The organism is Motilimonas thetidivivens, assembly GCF_046452435.1.
GTDB lineage: Bacteria > Pseudomonadota > Gammaproteobacteria > Enterobacterales > CBDFNC01 > Motilimonas.
Genome location: NZ_JBKFDK010000003.1, coordinates 25,070 through 43,597 on the forward strand (window position 1 = coordinate 25,070; position 18,528 = coordinate 43,597).

At 46.2% G+C, this 18,528-nt stretch carries 13 protein-coding genes; all 13 read left to right on the forward strand.

The window, feature by feature from the left end; translation table 11 throughout:
- The 13 genes from tssE to ACK8OT_RS03395 all read left to right on the forward strand — a co-directional run bounded on the left by tssE (window position 1) and on the right by ACK8OT_RS03395 (window position 18,412).
- Complete coding sequence (gene tssE / locus ACK8OT_RS03335) at window positions 1–444, forward strand: type VI secretion system baseplate subunit TssE (RefSeq protein WP_410195093.1); 444 nt, start codon at window positions 1–3, stop codon at window positions 442–444.
- Between the two features lies 1 nt (window position 445).
- Window positions 446–2,212 carry a type VI secretion system baseplate subunit TssF gene (gene tssF / locus ACK8OT_RS03340; protein ID WP_410195094.1) on the forward strand — a complete coding sequence of 589 codons (1,767 nt, stop codon included), beginning with the start codon at window positions 446–448 and terminating at the stop codon, window positions 2,210–2,212.
- Complete coding sequence (gene tssG / locus ACK8OT_RS03345; protein ID WP_410195095.1) at window positions 2,176–3,156, forward strand: type VI secretion system baseplate subunit TssG; 981 nt, start codon at window positions 2,176–2,178, stop codon at window positions 3,154–3,156. The genes tssF and tssG overlap by 37 nt, the downstream gene beginning before the upstream one ends.
- A 13-nt stretch (window positions 3,157–3,169) precedes the next feature.
- The gene (tagH, locus tag ACK8OT_RS03350) at window positions 3,170–4,498 is read left to right on the forward strand and encodes a type VI secretion system-associated FHA domain protein TagH (RefSeq protein ID WP_410195096.1); all 1,329 of its coding nucleotides are present in this window, start codon (window positions 3,170–3,172) and stop codon (window positions 4,496–4,498) included.
- Window positions 4,498–5,025 carry a type VI secretion system lipoprotein TssJ gene (gene tssJ / locus ACK8OT_RS03355; protein WP_410195097.1) on the forward strand — a complete coding sequence of 176 codons (528 nt, stop codon included), beginning with the start codon at window positions 4,498–4,500 and terminating at the stop codon, window positions 5,023–5,025. Before tagH ends, tssJ begins: the two co-directional genes overlap by 1 nt.
- Before the next feature lie 5 nt (window positions 5,026–5,030).
- The gene (tssK, locus tag ACK8OT_RS03360) at window positions 5,031–6,365 is read left to right on the forward strand and encodes a type VI secretion system baseplate subunit TssK (RefSeq protein ID WP_410195098.1); all 1,335 of its coding nucleotides are present in this window, start codon (window positions 5,031–5,033) and stop codon (window positions 6,363–6,365) included.
- A 2-nt stretch (window positions 6,366–6,367) separates the two neighbouring features.
- Window positions 6,368–7,156, forward strand: a complete 789-nt coding sequence (gene icmH, locus ACK8OT_RS03365) for a type IVB secretion system protein IcmH/DotU (RefSeq protein ID WP_410195099.1) — start codon at window positions 6,368–6,370, stop codon at window positions 7,154–7,156.
- A gap of 11 nt (window positions 7,157–7,167) precedes the next feature.
- On the forward strand, window positions 7,168–9,759 hold the full coding sequence (gene tssH, locus ACK8OT_RS03370) for a type VI secretion system ATPase TssH (protein ID WP_410195100.1): 2,592 nt from the start codon (window positions 7,168–7,170) through the stop codon (window positions 9,757–9,759).
- Window positions 9,744–11,327 (forward strand): sigma-54 interaction domain-containing protein, encoded by a 1,584-nt coding sequence (locus tag ACK8OT_RS03375; RefSeq protein WP_410195101.1) that lies wholly within the window; start codon window positions 9,744–9,746, stop codon window positions 11,325–11,327. The genes tssH and ACK8OT_RS03375 overlap by 16 nt, the downstream gene beginning before the upstream one ends.
- Window positions 11,324–12,022 (forward strand): type VI secretion system-associated protein VasI, encoded by a 699-nt coding sequence (gene vasI / locus ACK8OT_RS03380; protein WP_410195102.1) that lies wholly within the window; start codon window positions 11,324–11,326, stop codon window positions 12,020–12,022. Before ACK8OT_RS03375 ends, vasI begins: the two co-directional genes overlap by 4 nt.
- 2 nt (window positions 12,023–12,024) lie before the next feature.
- The gene (gene tssA / locus ACK8OT_RS03385; RefSeq protein WP_410195103.1) at window positions 12,025–13,419 is read left to right on the forward strand and encodes a type VI secretion system protein TssA; all 1,395 of its coding nucleotides are present in this window, start codon (window positions 12,025–12,027) and stop codon (window positions 13,417–13,419) included.
- Window positions 13,420–13,473: 54 nt separating this feature from the next.
- Window positions 13,474–17,016: a type VI secretion system membrane subunit TssM gene (gene tssM / locus ACK8OT_RS03390; protein ID WP_410195104.1), complete on the forward strand. Its 3,543-nt coding sequence runs from the start codon at window positions 13,474–13,476 to the stop codon at window positions 17,014–17,016.
- A 91-nt stretch (window positions 17,017–17,107) separates the two neighbouring features.
- Window positions 17,108–18,412: a type VI secretion system ImpA family N-terminal domain-containing protein gene (locus tag ACK8OT_RS03395; protein ID WP_410195105.1), complete on the forward strand. Its 1,305-nt coding sequence runs from the start codon at window positions 17,108–17,110 to the stop codon at window positions 18,410–18,412.
- The last annotated feature ends 116 nt before the right edge of the window (window positions 18,413–18,528 follow it).

Sequence of the window (18,528 nt, forward strand, 5' to 3'; positions counted from 1 at the left end):
ATGTCAATATATGATGAAGAAACGGGACAGGCATTTAAGGTTGGTTTTTTCCAGCGCCTGTCCGATCAAGCGCCAACCGCCAGTCATTGGTCGGCGCCTGATTTAGCCGATGTGGTCGCTTCGATACAGGCTAATGTTTTGAATCTATTTAATGCACGTCGCGGGCACTCACAAAGTGCCCCTGATCTTGGGTTAATCGATTTTAATGATGCCACCGCCGGCTCACGCGATCTTAACTTGCGTATTAAATTAGCAATCAAAAAATTAATTGCCGAGTATGAGCCGCGTATCCATCAGTTGGACGTGGCCATTGAAAGACAGCCAAATGATCCGTTGATGTTGTCTTTTCATTTAACCGGCACACTCAATTTGAGAGACCAACAAAGTCAAATCAAATTGGGATTTATTCTCGACGGTAACCGCAGATACAAGGCAATGCAGTAGTATGTCAGTAAACAAGTATTATCGCGAAGAGTTAGACTTCTTGACTCAACAAGGGAAGGAGTTCGCTCAGGTACATCCGCAGCTAACTCAGTACCTTGATGGTAAAGTTGTTGATCCTGATGTCGCGCGTTTGCTTGAAGGCTTTGCTTTTTTAACTGGCAAGGTACGTGAAAAAATTGAAGACGAGTTCCCCGAGTTAACTCATTCGATGATCAACATGCTCTGGCCAAACTATTTACGGCCAGTACCATCGATGACCATTATGCAATTTTCGGCAAAAGATAAATCCATCGACCAAGGTCAATGTGTGCCACGAGGCACAGAGATGAAGAGTATCCCTGTTCAAGATACTCACTGCCGGTTTAGTAGTTGTCGTGATGTCACGGTTTATCCTATTGAAACCAGAGAGTTACACGTTTCACACTCACGCGATATGAGTATTATTGAATTAAGCCTCGATATACTTAGCAAACAACCTTTAAATGCATTAAATCTAAATAGTTTACGCTTTTATTTAGGTGGCAGTACTTATAATGCGCAAACCTTATATCTTTGGTTAAATCAATATCTTGAAACCATAGAGGTCGGTATCGACGGCCATTATTTTGCACTGGGTCAAAGTCCGGTTGCCATGGTGGGATTTGAGCCGGAAGATGCGATTTTACCTTACCCAGCCAATGCCCATGAGGGCTATCGGATTTTGCAGGAATACCTGAGTTTTTCTCAGGCGTTTTATTTTTTTGATATTAACGGTCTACAAGCGGCATTACCCCCAGTTGCACGCGAACAATTGAGTATTCGTATTAGCTTTAACAAGGTGCTGCCGGCAGATATAAATCTCATCCTTGATGATTTTCAATTACATTGTACTCCCGCTATTAATCTGTTTAGTCATGCCGCTGATCCAATCGATCTCAACGGCAAGTCTAGCCAATATAAGATCAGGCCATCGAGTCGCTATCCCTCTCACTTTGAAGTGTTCTCGGTTGATAAAGTACAAGGTTGGCAATTAGACAACGATGGACGTTTACGTGGTAAACCAAGAATTTATCACGCATTTGAAAGCTTTCAGCATGAAATAGAGCGGGTCAGAAACCGCCAAGCTTTATATTATCGAACCCGGGTTAAGAACAGCATTCGCAATGATGGCTTTGAAAATGATATCGCCTTTGTTCGTGATGATGAAACCCTCAGCTTTGTGGCAAGTGAAACCATCTCGATAGACTTAACCTGTACTAATCGTCAATTGCCGGTTGAGCTGGGAATCGGTGATATTTGTCTGGAAACTGGCAGCACACCCGCCTTTGTGACATTTAAAAATATCACCGTTCCTACGTCTAGCTTACGTCCTGTTTTGGATGGCAGTTTACTCTGGACCTTGATTTCAAACCTGTCTCTTAACTACTTGTCTTTGTTATCTAAAGATGCACTGCAAGCAGTATTACGTGCCTATGACTTTAAGGCTTTGGTGGATCGCCAAGCTGAAAAAGTCGCTCGAAAACGTCTCGATGGCATCGTCAAAATAGAAACTGTTCCCACGGATAGACTTTATAAGGGCGTGCCTGTGCGGGGCTTAAAGAGTCGGTTGTGGTTAGACCAAGACTGCTTTGCTACCGAAGGTGACCTGTACTTATTTGGCTCCCTATTGAGCCGGTTTTTTTCTCTCTATGCCAGTATCAACTCTTACCATGAGTTGGAAGTTATCAATGAAAAAAATAGTGAGCAGTATCAATGGAGTGCACGCAAGGGACAGCAGCCACTGATATAAGTGGGCTAGAGCGATTGCTTGATGACGCAAGTCAGTACAACTTTTTTCAATTGGTTGAGTTATTAAAGCAACTACAAAATGATCAAGACTTTGCTTTGTTTTATGCCGCCGACAAAAGCCTAAGTTTTGCGCGAAGTGACATTGCCGGTTTAGAGAAATTAGCTGGGCAGCCAGCTCGATATAACTTGGTGACCCGTTTCTTAGGCTTAAACGGCTCACAGTCGCCGCTGCCAAATTATTACTTGGATGAGCTAGCTTGCGAAAGCGAAGATGGCATCAAGCATAAGTTTTTCGATTTTTTCAATCACCGATTAACCGAACTGTTGCATCTAGCATGGCGTAAATATCGCTATTACATTCAATTTGAAGCGGATGCCAAAGACAAATTCTCGGCACAATTATTTTCCTTAGTTGGGTTGGCTAGCGACTCTATGCGCGGGGAAACGCCGATTAACTGGTGCAAGATGTTGGCGTATTCGGGCATGTTGGCGGGTAAGAATCGCTCACCTCAAGTGGTCTCAGGTATCGTCGGTCATTGTTTTGACCTCGCCCATGTTCAAGTTAAGCCTTGGCAAAAACGCTACGTATCTATTGCTGATAATCAAAAATGTAGCTTAGGTGCACAGGGTAATGCGCTGGGCATTGACAGTGTGATAGGGGATGCGGTTGAAGACAGGTCAGGAAAATTTAGGCTGGTGATCAGTGACTTAACCCAGCAGCGATTCAAAGATTTCTTACCCAGTGGAATTGAATACCAACCCTTGTGCAAGTTATTGGAGTTTGTGCTGCGCGAGCAATTAGCATGGGAACTGGAACTGCAACTCGCAGAGGATCAAATCAACCCTCTGCAGCTTAATCAAACTCAGCCCGCACAGCTAGGTTGGAGTGCCTTCTTAGGCAAGGTGGATCCAGCGAGAAAAGTAGTTATCCAAGTGAGAGCCTGATTTAGGAAATACGATGAACGAAGTAAAAGAACATATTGAATTCACGGTAATCAACGCCGATAAGCTTAATCCCGGACTAGCAGCAAGCTATCTTTTTGATCGTCTTGGGGGGGGAATTGGTTCTGATCACAGTGCCGATTGGTTATTAACCGATAACCAAAAACAAATTGCGCCGCTGCATTGCCAAATTGGGTTTCGTGATGGTGGCTTTTGTTTACAAGATATGGCAGGCCTGACGTTTATGAATGGCGCCTCATTTCCTGTGGGGCGTCAACAGTGGGTGCAATTACACGATAATGATGAAATCAAAATTGGTGATTACCAGTTGCGAGTCAACTTTCAACAATCACTCAATGATATGGATGAATTTAATCATCCCGAAATTGATCAGCTAATATCATCAGAAAAAGCTACGTCAAAACAAGAGGATAAGCAAGTCAGTCCGGAGCGTAATGCGCAATATGATCCACTTCTAGCCCTTGATGAACTGGAAAATAAATGGGGTGCTGAACCGCCTGCTTGCTTAATCAACCCAACATCCAATGTCGATGTGCCTGTTGAACCTATTTTAGATTGGCAACAAGCGCCAATTGCATCAGAGCAAATGGTACATGCCGATGCCAACAATACAGTAAACGCCGCCTTTAACACAGAATTGCATACGTACAATGAGGATTTAAACGTGACGCAAGCACACCCAGATTATGACTACACCGAAGACCAACATGCCCCGTTATCAAGTGAACAGCATATTGCTGTTGGCCCTGTTTTAAGAGGTCTTGCGGTCCCTTTGCAAACCGGGCTTAACAGTGGTCAGTTGCAGAATTTAGGCGAAGAATTAGGCCGCGCCATGCGCGCCACCATTCAAGGCTTACTAGCGTTACACCAAAATGTTGATCGCCAGCGCTACGGCGTATCGGAAAAAAACCTTCAACCGATTGAAGACAACCCACTTCGTCTAGGTCTGAACTTTGAGCAAACCGTAGACATTATGTTTGGTGTAAACAAAAGCCCAGTTCACTTAAGTGCGCCTTCAGCGATAGCTGAGAGCTTAAAGGTGGTTCAATACCACCAGCAAGCGGTACAACATGCGATCTCTTATGCGTTAAATCATATTCTCACGTCATTTTCCCCTGATAATTTATTTAACCGCTTCAAACACTATCGCACCGCAGAGCAGGCACAAGGCCAGCAAGATGAAGCTTGGGCTTGGAACATGTATCGCGCCTATTTTGATGAGTTATCGTCGGGGCGTCAGCAAGGTTTTGAGAAGCTGTTTTGGGAAATATTTGAACAGGCTTATGACCAAAAGCTACGTGAATTACAGCAGGAGCAAGGCTAATGAAACTGCGCTGGACGCTGTTTGCGTTGCTATTGCTGCAGTTAGTTGGGTGTAGTTCCGTCTATAACGTCGTCAAAAAAACCGGGCAGGTAATTTGGGATCCTTCCATTGCGATAGGGGAGCCAGAGCAAAGACCCGCGACCATGACATTAAGTTTAGTTGCCGATGAACTACTGAATCCGAATTTAAGTGGTGATTCAACGCCGGTCGCATTTCAGATATTTCAGTTAAAGGACGATTCAAAGTTTCTTGCCGCTGACTACGACTCGCTGATTGCGGATCCAGAGGCAGCCTTAGCGAAAAACTATATCGACCATGATGATTACGCTCTTAATCCCGGCCAATTTAAATTTATTGAAGCATTTGAGCTAGATGAGGACACCTTGTACATCGCAGTAATGGCCATGTACACGGATCCAGAAAAGGTCCAATGGAAAAAAATTGAAAAGCTGACCGGGCGAAATACAGACTTTCATATTTTGGTCCAGCTGCGTGAATTTGACGTTAAGTTACAACGAGTAGAGTAAATATTATGTCTTTAAGAAACAGGGTGATTTGGAAGGAAGGCTTATTTATTAAGCCACAGCATTTTCAGCAACACCAGCGTCACGGCGAATACCTGCTAAACCAAAGGCTGATATCTCTTAACCCCTATGCCTATGGTATCAATGCATTTGAGCTAAACCCGGAGTATTTAAGTTTTGGCCGTATTGCCATTTCTCAAGCGGCGGGTGTGATGCCTGATGGCACGGTTTTCAATATTCCTAATGAAGATCTTAATCCTGATCCCTTAGATATCGAAGGTGAGCACGCCAGTAATCAAATTCTCTATCTGGCTATTCCGCTGCGCAGCCAAGGGGTGAATGAGGTTACTTGGCCTGATGATAAGCTAACCCACAGATATCGTGCCGAGAAGCATTCGGTAAAGGACATTCATAGCACAACTGGCGATTTTACCGAGATGGATGTGGCTAAGGTTCAGCTCAAATTAATGCTGGAGCATGAAGATCGCAGCGGTTATGCCGCCATGCCGGTGGCTCGCATTTTACAAAAGCGTCCCGATGGCAGCTTATTAATGGACACTGATTTTATACCCTGCCATCAAAACAGCAATGTAGTGGGCAGATTACATCAGTTTTTAAGTGAAACCGCGGGGCTAATGTTTGAGCGTGCCCGTAACATTGCCAAACGTTTAGGCTCACCAAGCCAAGGTGCGGTCGCCGATGTAGCCGACTTTATGTTATTGCAACTACTGAACCGCGAAGGGCCAAGATTAAAACATTTATCGCAAATGCGCTCGATTCATCCAGAGCGTGTTTATGAAGCGTTGGCATCCTTGGCGGGTGAGTTATTCACCTTCACCGATGACAGCCGCTTAGCCCCAGTCATTCCACCCTATAACCATGATTACCCAACAGCGGCGCTTAACGAATTAGTCCATGCGTTAAGACAATCACTGAGCATCGTACTTGAGCCAAAAGCAGTGTCGCTGCAATTGCAAAAACGTCAATACGGCTTAATGGTTGCGTCAATGTCAGACAGCCAATTGCCACAACAAGCCGACTTCATTCTCGCGGTTAAAGCGCGCATGCCGTTAGATCAACTGCGTAAACTGTTTGTGCAACAAACCAAGATCTCGTCCACCGAGAAAATCCGCGAGTTAATCTCATTACAATTACCTGGGGTGCCATTACTGCCACTGCCGGTTGCCCCGAGGCAGCTGCCTTATCATAGCGGGTTTATCTATTACCAACTCGATAAGTCAAGTCCAAGTTGGAATGCCCTAAATGGTGCCAGTGGTTTTGCTTTCCACGTAGCAGGCAACTTCCCTGAGCTAGAAATGCAATTTTGGGCATTAAGGAATTAGTCATGCTAGATAAAGAATTTAAGCAAGCCAGCAACCATGATGTAGAGCGCTTGCTGTTTCAGCAAGCCAAACAAATTAATTTAGACATGGATTACCATTTTCAGCTACGCGGTAACAGTCTTAATGCCTTGATAGATGCTTCATTGCCTTTGTTTGGCATGGTGATCAGAGTGCGTAAGCTGGATTGGATGGAAGATATTTCAGCTTTATATCAGCAGACTGTCAGCGAGATTGCGGCCATTGAAATTGAGCTTAAAGAGCGTGGCTACGAGCAAGCCCTGATCATTGCTTATCGTTATGTGCTGTGTAGTTTTATCGATGAAGCGGTGATGGGGACAGAATGGGGCAGTCACAGTGAATGGGCAGAACATTCATTACTGACACGGTTTCATAATGAAACCTGGGGCGGTGAAAAGGTCTTTTCAATCTTAGCGAGATTAGAAAATGAGCCAGTACGTTATTTAGATTTGCTCGAGTTTATTTTCCTTTGCTTCAACTTAGGTTTTGAAGGCCGTTACAAGGTCATGGCCAATGGTCAAGAGGAATACAAACAAATTGTGGCTGAGCTGTATGACTTACTAAAGCAATACAAAATTGAGCCAAGTAAGCATTTAACGCAAGCGACCGATCATGTTGCCAATACTCAGTATCGATTAAGTCGCCAGCTGCCACTTTGGACCGTATTTAGTGGATTTGGCTTAGGCCTGCTAGGGCTGTTTATCGCTATGTCTATCAATCTACACAGTAAGTCAGCAGCGGTTATTGAACAGTTGCACCAGATCCTAAAGTAAGGAAACGAACGATGAGAATTGACCTCACTAAGTTAGTCGAAAAATTATCGCCTGTTGCGCACCAAGCCTTAGAGCAAGCGGCAGCCTTAAGTGTGAGCCGTGAAAATCGCGACGTGACCGTACTGCATTTTTTACACACCTTAACCGAAAGCCCTTTGTGTGATTGTCGCCAATTGCTGGGCCATTTACAGCAAGATCACGAGCTGTTTTTACAGCAGTTGGCGCGTTTATTACCTCAAGGTGATAACCATGACACCTATCCGGTTTTTTCTCCATTACTGGTTGAATTACTGCAAGATGCATGGCTGTTATCCACCACCGAGCTTGGCCAAACCCAGCTGCGCTCAGGCGCCATATTCATTGCATGTTTAATGAATGCTGAGCGCTATTTGCCGTTAGATTTGGTCAATCACTTTAACCAAGTAAACCGTGAAGCTCTACGTCAACAGTTTAGTGAGTTAACTGCGTCATCATCTGAAGCGCCTGAGAGAGATCAAGTTAAAACCAGCAAAGAGCCAAGCTTAGCTCCAGCACAATCTATGCTAGACAAGTTCACCACAGATTTTACCTTGCTTGCGGCCAATGGTGAGTTAGATCCTGTGTTATGCCGCGATAGCGAAATTGACCTGATGATTGACATTTTATGCCGCCGACGTAAAAACAACCCCATCGTGGTGGGCGATGCAGGGGTAGGTAAAAGCGCCGTGGTGGAAGGTTTAGCCCAGCGTATTGCGGCGAAAAAGGTACCTAGCGCGTTGCAAAACGTAAAACTGTTGGCGTTAGATTTAGGTTTGCTGCAAGCGGGTGCGGCGGTTAAAGGTGAATTTGAAAAACGCCTAAAAGGCATTTTAGAAGAAGTTAAAACCGCCAGCGATCCGATCATTTTATTTATCGATGAAGCGCATACTTTGATCGGTGCAGGTAATCAAGAAGGCAGCGGTGATGCGGCGAATCTATTAAAGCCAGCGCTTGCCCGCGGCGAGGTACGTACGGTCGGCGCGACAACTTGGAAAGAATACAAAAAGTATTTTGAGAAAGACCCAGCCTTAGCACGTCGTTTTCAACTGGTGAAATTAGAAGAGCCCAGTATCAAGGCCAGTATCAGCATTTTACGTGGCCTGCATACCCTGTATGAAAATGCGCATCAGGTATTAATCAGTGATAAAGCATTAAAGGCGGCGGCAGAGCTTTCAGCGCGTTATGTTTCAGGCCGCTTATTGCCCGATAAAGCCATCGATGTACTGGATACGGCCTGTGCGCGCATTGCCATCAACTTGTCTTCACCGCCGGCGCAACTGGCGCGTTTAACCACCCAATGCCATGAGTTAGAGGCCGAAATTGCACTGTTGCAACGTGACCTTCAATTAGGGGTAAAAGACGTTGCCCAAGTGGTGGCCGAGCTAGAGCAAAGCTTTGCCGAAAAACAACAGCAATGCGAACAGCTAGAGCAAGCATGGCAAACCCAAACCCAATGGGTAACCCAGTTAATCGATGTTCGCCAGCAGCTGTTGCAAGGCGATGAAGCAACAGATGTGGATGCGTTAACGGCGCAGTTACAACACATTGAAGCACAATTAGCGGATGCTCAATCCGAACAAGTCTTGGTTCATCCTTGGGTGGACGAGCAGCAAATTGCCGAAGTGATTGCTGATTGGACCGGCGTGCCTGTTAATCAAATGAATAGTGATGAGCTGGAAAAAATCACCCATTTACCGGATTTGCTAGCACAAGAAGTGAAAGGACAAATGCCCGCCATCGAAACCATCCATAAGCACCTTTTAACCGCGCGCGCTGATTTACGTCGTGCCGGTCGACCTAAAGGCGCATTCTTACTGGTAGGGCCAAGTGGGGTGGGTAAAACCGAGACCGTGCTGCAAATTGCCCAGCAGTTGTATGGCGGCAAGCAATTTTTAACCACCATTAACATGTCTGAGTACCAAGAAAAACACACGGTATCACGTTTAATTGGCTCACCGCCGGGTTATGTGGGTTATGGTGAGGGTGGTATTTTAACCGAGGCGATCCGCAAGAAACCCTATTCGGTTGTGCTGTTGGATGAGGTAGAAAAAGCGCACCCAGAAGTGTTGAACTTATTCTATCAAGCATTCGATAAAGGTGAATTGGCGGATGGCGAAGGTCGTCTGATTGATTGCCAAAATATCGTGTTCTTTTTAACTTCTAACTTAGGTTATCAAGCTATCGTTGATCATGCTGGTGATCATCAGGCCATGCAGCATTACTTATATCCTGAGTTAGCGGCATTTTTTAAACCTGCGCTACTGGCTCGAATGGAAGTGGTGCCTTATTTGCCGTTAACTGAATCCGTATTGACGGACATAGTAGGCCATAAACTAGCCAGTTTAAAACAGCGTTTGGCAAGTCGATACAAGGCAAAAGTAGAGCTATCTGATTCGTTGGTATCAGAAATTACCCGCCGCGCGACGCGCTCAGAAAACGGCGCCCGTATGCTTGAAGCCATTATTGATGGTCAATTGCTGCCGCCGTTGTCACAAATTCTGCTTAATAAGTTGGCTCAGGGTGAAGCCATATCATTTGTTGGCTTGTACGCCGAAGAAGGTGAGTTTGTATGCCAAGTGGAGTAGTCGATGGCGTCCCTTGGCTAGCTGCGGTGGGCGCGTTAACAGGCTCAATGAGTTTGGCTACGGCCACGGCGCATTGTTGTCGCGCCCTTGAGCAACAGCCGGCGATACGCCTCGCTGGCATGTATTTATTAAGCCCAGATAAACATAGCTTGGCGGCCATGGGCTGGCCGAGCCAAGCGGTAAGTGGTGCTGGCTCGCTAAGCTGGCAAATGGATGACTTTTCTCAGCCCTTTACCCGAGCCATTAGGCAAAACAAAGCATTTTGCATGGACTTGATGCAGCGTGTGTATTGGTATGACAATCTGGCATTTGGTCAACTCAGTAGCGAGTTAAATGAAGATGAGTTTTTACTTATCAAACCAATTGTTGCTGATGGGCAAGGTGCACATGGTGTATTGGTTTTGATTGCTAGTTCTGCTCAATTAGCCGACTCTGATGCGCTACAGCAGTTTGTGCAAATTTTGGCTGGCCAGTTAGTCATACTGACCAAACTAAATCAGCAGCAAGTGCAGCAGCAGTGGTTAAACAAAGATGTACAAACTCTGAAAAATCGCGCCGACGATCATGACAAAAGTCATCGCTTAGAAAAGCAAATCATTGGTGATAGTGACGTTATGGCTACCCTGCGTAAAAACATCAGTCGCGCGTCCAGATTGAGTCTAAGTGTATTGATTCAAGGCGAAACAGGTACCGGTAAAGACTTAATTGCACAGGCAATTCATCAATTGTCAGACCGTAAAGATAAACCTTTAGTGACCATAAACTGTGCCGCGATCCCTGAAAACTTGCTTGAAAGCGAACTGTTTGGACATGAGCAAGGGGCGTTTTCCGGTGCCACTAAAGCCAAGGTTGGTTTAGTGAAAGAAGCCGATGGTGGCAGTTTGTTCTTAGATGAAATTGGCGACATGCCAGCGAATTTGCAAGCTAAGTTATTGCGCGTGCTTGAAGCGGGCAAGTATCGTCCTGTGGGGGCAACCCAAGAGCAAAATGCCAGTTTCCGTTTGATATGCGCTACTCACGTCAATTTGCAGCAGCAAGTTGAGCAGGGCCTATTTCGCCGTGATTTGTTCTATCGCATCAATCAGTTTCCGTTACTGAGTCCGGCGTTAAGAGAACGCTTGGCCGACCTGGGCCAGCTTTGTCAGCATTTAATTGCCCGCTATAACCTGCAGCATCAAGGTCAAGTGACGGGCATACGTTACTCGGCGCTGACCGAGCTTAGACGTTATGCGTTTCCGGGTAACGTACGTGAGCTAAAAAACATCATAGATTATGCCTGCGCGCACACCGAAGCCATGGCTGAGATCAGCGTGGAGCAACTGCCCCTTGATAGCTTAATTATGGATCAAGTGACACAGGCGCAAGGGGTGGCTGGCATGCCCAATATTGATACCAACGCCATGTCCCAAGTGAATGATCTAAAGCAAGCCATTTTGGATTATGAAAAACACCTGATCACGGCCCGATTAGCCGAATTTGATGGTGATAGAGCACGGGCTGCAGACAGCTTAGGTTTGCCCAAGCGAACCTTAGCCCATAAATGTTTACGGTTGGAGATCGGCAATTGAAATTAACATTCCCTGCGATTATAAGCTTGAGTTTGATGCTCAGTTGGCCGAGTCAGCTCGTTGCCGAGCAGTCAAACGCGTCTGAGGCCGACGTACTTAATCAAGCTAAAACCTGTACACTGATTGGCAATCGACTTGAGCGTTTAGCCTGTTTTGATAGCACATTCTCAACGCCAGTCAATGAACAAGCCTCAGTGGCTGTTGCTGCGGATTTATCACACTCTCATAAACCGGGACAATGGGCGAAAATGCAACAAATGGAGCAGCAACGCAGCCAGCAAGGCGTTGCTAAAGATGGCTTTATTTATGCCAGCGAAAGGGTAAGCGATCAGTTGACACAACACTGGCTAAGTGCACCCGCGATTGGTACCCATGGTGAGCGTCCGGTGTTGTTACTTAGTTGTGTTAACAAGATCAGTCGGGTAGAGCTGTATTTACCTGAGTCGCAAGACATCAGCCAATTACAGGTCACGGTAAGTGCGAACCGCCGTAACGTACAACAATGGCAGTTTGATGAAACAGGGTACATGATCCGCAGTGGCCGCGGCTTGCCGGCAATTGAAGTGATGAAAACCATGCTGACTGGGCGCACCATGCTTATCAGTAGTGATTTGGCCGCCGTTAATGATCTGCATTTTGATGTTGCAGATCTTGTTAAAGCCATCGCGCCGATGCGCAAAACGTGCGGGTGGTAACCATGCAGGACTACGTAGCTGCCATTGCCAAGCCAATCAGTGACAACAGCGCCGTCGGCGAGCGTTTGCTCGACGATGCCAAATACGAATTTATCGAAGAACAATTGATGAAAGTGGGCTCACTGGCTCATGAAACCGTGCAATGGCCACAAGTGGAGTCTAGCGCGGTTGAATTGCTCAGCACGCGCAGTAAAGACATCAAGCTGTTGTCGTTTTTACTGCAATGCTTACAACAAGATAAACGCGCCGACAAGCTTGTTATGTCAATTGGCGTGTTAGTAAATTTTGCCGAACAGTTCTGGTTAGAGGCGTTTCCTGCGCCGGGTGACAAGGGCAAATTACCCCGTAGACGGCTGTTTCAAATGATGCTGGAGCGCAGCATAGTGTGCGCTGATCAACTGAGTTCCCCCCAGTTGTCACCGGATCAAAAAGCAGAAGCGGAAAGCTATTTAACGCGCTTGGTGGCGCTTGCTGGCAAATACGGTTTGCCCGATGTTGAAGCTGTTAGGTTACAACAAAAATTGCAACCATTATTAGCTAGCTCGGCCGAGCAAACTACGCCCGCTGTCACTCGAACAAGCAGACCCAGTTTAACACCCACACTGAGTACGTCTTCAGGCAGTTCAGGGTTGGCCTTTGATACTAGCAACGAGCGAGAAGTCCAAAAAACCTTGCAAAAAATTGCGGATTTTATGTGTGAAAGTGACAGTGGCATGGCGCAGGGGTTACGTTTACGTCGCTATAGCACATGGTTTGCGATCACCGCTATGCCTGCTGGCGATCAGCAAGGTAAAACCGAACTGGCCGCCGTGGATGAAGACACCGCGCGAGATTTTCAAGATGCCATTAATCATGGCCCCGACAAAGCTCTGTGGCGCAAGTTAGAAGCGAGTTTGGCACTGCGACCATATTGGTTTGATGGTCATTATTTAAGTGCGCAAATTGCCACCAAGCTGGGTTACCCAACCAGCGCTGATGCGATTAAAGAGGAATTAGCCGGATTTATTGCCCGTTTGCCCGGCATTGAAAAATTGAGCTTCAGCTGCGCCAGACCCTTTTTATCTGAGGCAAGCGAGCAATGGTTAAACGAGCAACAAGGCGCGCAAGATGCTGGTGCCGGAGACTGGGAATTACTCTGGCAGCAAGCCGATAGCACGGCGCAAAAGGCGGGATTAGAAATCGCACTGGCACAACTAAACCAAGGGTTACAAATGGCCAAACAACCCAGAGAGCAGTTTTACTGGCGTTTGCTAACGGCTGATCTATTGGACAAGTACGGCTTAAGTGCGTTAGCCCGCGATCAGTACCAACAATTACATAAACAAATCACTGAGATTACTTTGCCCAATTGGGAGCCGAGCTTGGTGAAAAGAATTAATAACAAAGTAAATCAATAGCACACATCTTAATTTGGATGTGAGCTGGTATTTAATTATTTAGGGATAATGTCGATGTGGAATAGCTTCTTCTCCATAATAGGTCGTTTTAAAAGCTTGTTTAGGGCGTCGGTGCCAGGCTTATTAATGGCCATCTTCGCACTGCTGCAAATCGCCATTTGGTGGCTTGGACCCAGATTAGAAATTGACGGGGAATATCCACTATCGGGTACCGTAGCCCGCGTAATTGCTAGCGCTATGCTGGCATTGATTGCGCTATCTTGTTGGGGCATTTTTCAATGGCGAAAATACCAAAAACTGCAACGCCAGCAGCAGCACGAGTCCTTGCTTGAGCAAAACCCCATTCAGCGCTTTGTTGAGCGCCAAGAGCGCGAGCTAAACGGCGTATTACAGCGTTTGAAACACAGTTTAAACAGTCGTAATTATCTTTATAGCTTGCCTTGGTATTTAGTGTTGGGTCTGGAAAATGCGGGTAAAACCAGCCTCATTAACCGCTCGGGACAACGTTTTGTGCTTAGCTCGGTGATGCGTGCATCCGGTGAGCAATCTGAAAATCCCTATTCATTTGATTGGTGGATAGGAGATAAGGCCGTATTGATTGATCCCGACGGTGAATTGCTTACGCAACAAAGCACGCAAGCGGGCGACAGTGACGGACTAGAGCGTAATTTATGGCTGCATTTTATTCATTGGCTAGAGCAAAAACGCAGCAGAAGACCGCTAAATGGCGTGGTGATTGCTCTTGATATCGCGCACCTTGCCTCATCGGATGTGGCCGAGCGCAAAGCCTACGCCTATCTGATCCGCGCCAGATTACGTGAATTAATGGAAACCCTATCAACCCGGTTACCTGTTTATATCACCTTAACTAAGTTGGACTTACTCCACGGCTTTGAACCGTTTTTCCGTGAATACAGTAAAGAGCAGCGTGATGAAGTTCTGGGTTTCACCTTTTCGTTAGACTCTGTCGCGCAATTTGATTCATGGTTACAAGAGTTTGACCATGAATACGAGCAGTTTTTGCGTCGCTTTGCGGCCATGATCCCCAACGCCCTGATGCAAAGCCGCAATAGCGATGAAAAAGCGGCCATATACAGCCTACACAGACAAATGGCTGGCCTGAAACGGGTGCTATTGCAATTTTTCCATGACGCCTTATCCAGTGATCAGTTCTCAACATCCGCGTTAGTGCGCGGGGTCTATTTTTCTTCGGTGTTTCAACAAGGGGTGCCGGTAAACGCTTTTGTTGATGCTGCAGCGGCAAGGTATGGCATGAATGAGTCGATTAATCGTGCTCAGAATGCAAAAAATTCAACAACCTATTTTACACCCAACCTATTTAGTAAAATCATCTACCCTGAAGCAGGCTTAGCGGGCGATAATTTTCGTGTGGCAAAACAAAAACGCCGCTTAATCGGGTTAAGTTTTGTCGCCTGTAGCTTAGCATCGTTTTTATTGGTGCCTGCTTGGTATAACTATTACCAAAAAAATTCGCAATCGGCTGATGCGGTACTGCAAAAGGTAGCCAAATTTAACCAATTACGCGCCGATTACACGGTTGACCCAACCGGTAAAAACTTACTTGAACCGCTTAATTTGATCCGTAGCGCCACCTTAGAGTACGGCTTTTTCCGTGATAAACCGAAATACATTTCGGACATGGGCTTATACCAAGGCCATCTGATTGGCCCGGAAGTTGAAGAAACCTATTTAAAATTATTGTCTTACCATTACCTTCCTTCACTGATGACAGGGGTAGCCAAACAACTTGCGCAAGCACCCCAAGGCAGTGATGAAAAGCTCGCAGAGCTACGCATCTTACGCATGCTCACCGATAACAGCGGCCGTCAAGACGAGTTGATCCAAGCGTACTTTGCCGCTTACTGGCAGCAAGCCTTTACCGGTAATCGGGATATGCAAGAGCAATTGATGGGCCACTTAAACTACGCGCTTGAACACACGGATTTACAGCTTGCGCGCAGCGAAGGCATAGCCGATGCAGAAACTGTGTTGGCCCCGTATGATCAACTTATTGCTAATGCACAAAAGGAGTTATTGCAGCTGCCGATTGAGCAACGAATTTTCCGTGGTTTGCAAAAACAAGCTGAGGTTGAATTAGGCGGCCCATTAGCCTTACGTGCGGTCATTGGTCCCGTATATGACTTGGTATTTGATAATCAACAGCAGCAAGTTGAAATTGCAAGACTACTGACCAAACAAGGCTTTGAGCGCTTTTTTGTACCTAATACCACAGAAATCTCTGAGCTAGCGCTGATTGATACTTGGGTGCTGGGGCTTAGAGATAACATTAACTTCAGTGACGAAGACAAGAAAGTGCTGCAAGCCAAGGTTCATGACTTGTACCAACAAGCCTATATCGCAAGCTGGGATGAGGCATTAGCTGGCGTGCGGATTAAAAACTTCAAAGATATTAATGACGCCGTGATGATCTTAAGTGAGCTGACCAGCAGTGCTAAACCCCTTAATCGTGTGTTAGCTACCTTATCGGATAACACCCAATTGTTCCCAGCCATGCCAGATGATGAAGTAGCCAAACAAGCGTTAAAACGTTCTGCGCAATATAAGGTAGCCTCTGATATCGCAGGTGACTTTATTGCATTAAATGAAATGCTTGAAGCGAAGGGCGATAAACCCGCTTACCTAGATGAAGTTAACCAGTCGATAGCGGCATTACACGAGTATTTAAAAGAGATCCAACTGTCGCCCGATCAAGGCCGCGCAGCCTTGGCCGCGACGCAAAAACGCATTGGCTTAACCGATGCCGATCCTATCTATGCCTTACAGCGCGTAGCGGAGGGCTTACCCGCGCCGTTAAACCAAACCGTCAGACAACTGGCCCATGATAGTTGGCGGGTGATGATGGTGGCAGCCATCAAACACCTTGAAGTCATGTGGTATCAAGATGTTTATCTGGAGTTTGAAGATAAATTGGCGGGTCGCTACCCGTTTGATCCGAGTGCCAAAAAAGACGCCGAGCTAGATGATTTTGTAACGTTTTTTGCACCCGATGGGACCTTGGAGCAATTCTACCAAGGCCAGCTAAAAATCTTTTTAGAAGACTCACAAGGCGTCGAGCCGGGCTGGACGGGGACCCAAGCACTGATCAGGCCAGATATTTTGGCCAGAGTGAATATGGCGAAACAAATTCAGCAAGCCTACTTTAACCAAAAAGGGGCGTTAGACGTAGAATTTACCGTTGAACCACTGGAATTGAGTGCCGATAAACGTCGCAGCATTATGAATGTGGATGGCCAATACGTGGAATACAGCCACGGCCCAAGACGTCAAACCGGCTTAGTTTGGCCCAATACTTTACGTGCGGGCGCACAAACTAAGGTGACGTTAGTGCCGGGCGCCGCCGATCGCTCACCGCGCTCGATGACAACACAAGGGCCATGGGCGCTGTTTAGAATGCTAGACAAAGGCAAGGTAACCGGGACAACAGCGGCTTATGTTGATTATGAATTTGCTATCGACCAAGGCCATATGCGTTATCGCGTGCAAGCGGATAAGAAGGTAAATCCCTTTACCAGTGGCCTACTTGAGTCGTTTGAACTACCGCAAACCTTGTACTAAGCCAAACCACTTCAAGCTAAACCAACGTAAATCAAGTTGAGCGAGAAAGCGCCATCAAATGATGGCGCCAGCAAGCAAAAAGGAATATCCCTTGGCAATAAAAAGCCCCTTTTTTGAATCAGAGCAAGCTATTTTCATTTGTGAAGATGAAGACAAGCTAACGGCACGCCCAGAATATCAGCAAGTGAGAGCTGAGATAAATCGTAAGTTTTCACCGCTGGCGGGCCGTGTTGACTGGCAAAAGGTGGAGCAACTGGTGGTTACCTTGGCCCAACAAGACGGTGTTGATCTATTACTGGCAAGCTATTATTGCGTGGCTAAAACGCGCAACGATGGCCTCAATGGATTGGCGAACGGGTTAGAGCTACTCGGCTTTGCTCTTTCAAGTCGTTGGCAACATTGGGCATTACCCATTAATCGACGTGCTGAACTGGTAAATTGGCTAGTGGCTAAATGCATTGATGAAATTAAGCGTATGCGTCCAGAGCAGACACATCTAAGGCAATTGTATCGCTGTGAGCGTGCACTGGCCGCCATGCATACCTTGTTTGAACAAGCGAGTGCGCCAGCGCCCAATTTAGACAGCATAGGTTATTGGGTATTTGAAGCCATCGATCGCATTGAACACGCTAAACCCGCCACCCCGGTAAAAACCCAAGTACTGATAAAATACAAGCAGCGCTGGCCCATGTTTGTGAGTGGTGCTGTGCTGGGCTTATTATTGGTGTTACCTTTTAAACTGCCTCACAAACAAGAAATCACGGTTGAAGATAGAATTAACAACAGCTTAACTGGCCCTATCGCCTTATCTAAAGCACAAGTGAAAGACGTACTGCGGTTGCATAAGCCAGAGGAGCTTGTTGCAGCCAAACCTAAGGTAACCTTGGCATACCAAGCAAAAATAAACAGTCTACTCACGGCGCCTAATGACTCGAATCTACTGCAAGCAGAGCAGTTAGCCAGCGCGTTAATATATTTATATCCTGATGATAAGGCATTAAAACGCGATCTCTATAAGATCAAATATCAGCAACAAGCTGCCATTGAAAACCTCAATACCCAATATCAACGCTTTGCTAAAGCTCGTAGTGGATTTGCCAATCTGAACTTGGCCGTTGAACAAGTGCAGCGTAATGCAAGCCGAGAGAACCTGAAAAAGGTTAAGCAACTGAGTAAGCCCATTTATAGCTATGCCATCGGCTTATCGCCCATTATGGCAAGGCTTTGGTACACCGAAGAGTTACTGCAAAAAGGCCAGTTTGAAGATGCAGAAAAGGAAATAGACAAGCTGGAATTAGCTTTAGATGGGGTCGGACTCAAGCTAGCTAGATTGAAACAATTGCAGCAAATTCAAAGTAGTAGCGATGAAGTTTTAATAAGCCAAATCGAGCAATAAGTTGCCCGCTGAGCAAGATCTTGCTCGATATCGAGCAATAAATTGCCCGGCAAAATCAATAGTCTTTATAAGTTGTTGATTTTTAATGAAGTAAAAGTTGGCACACAAGCTGCTAT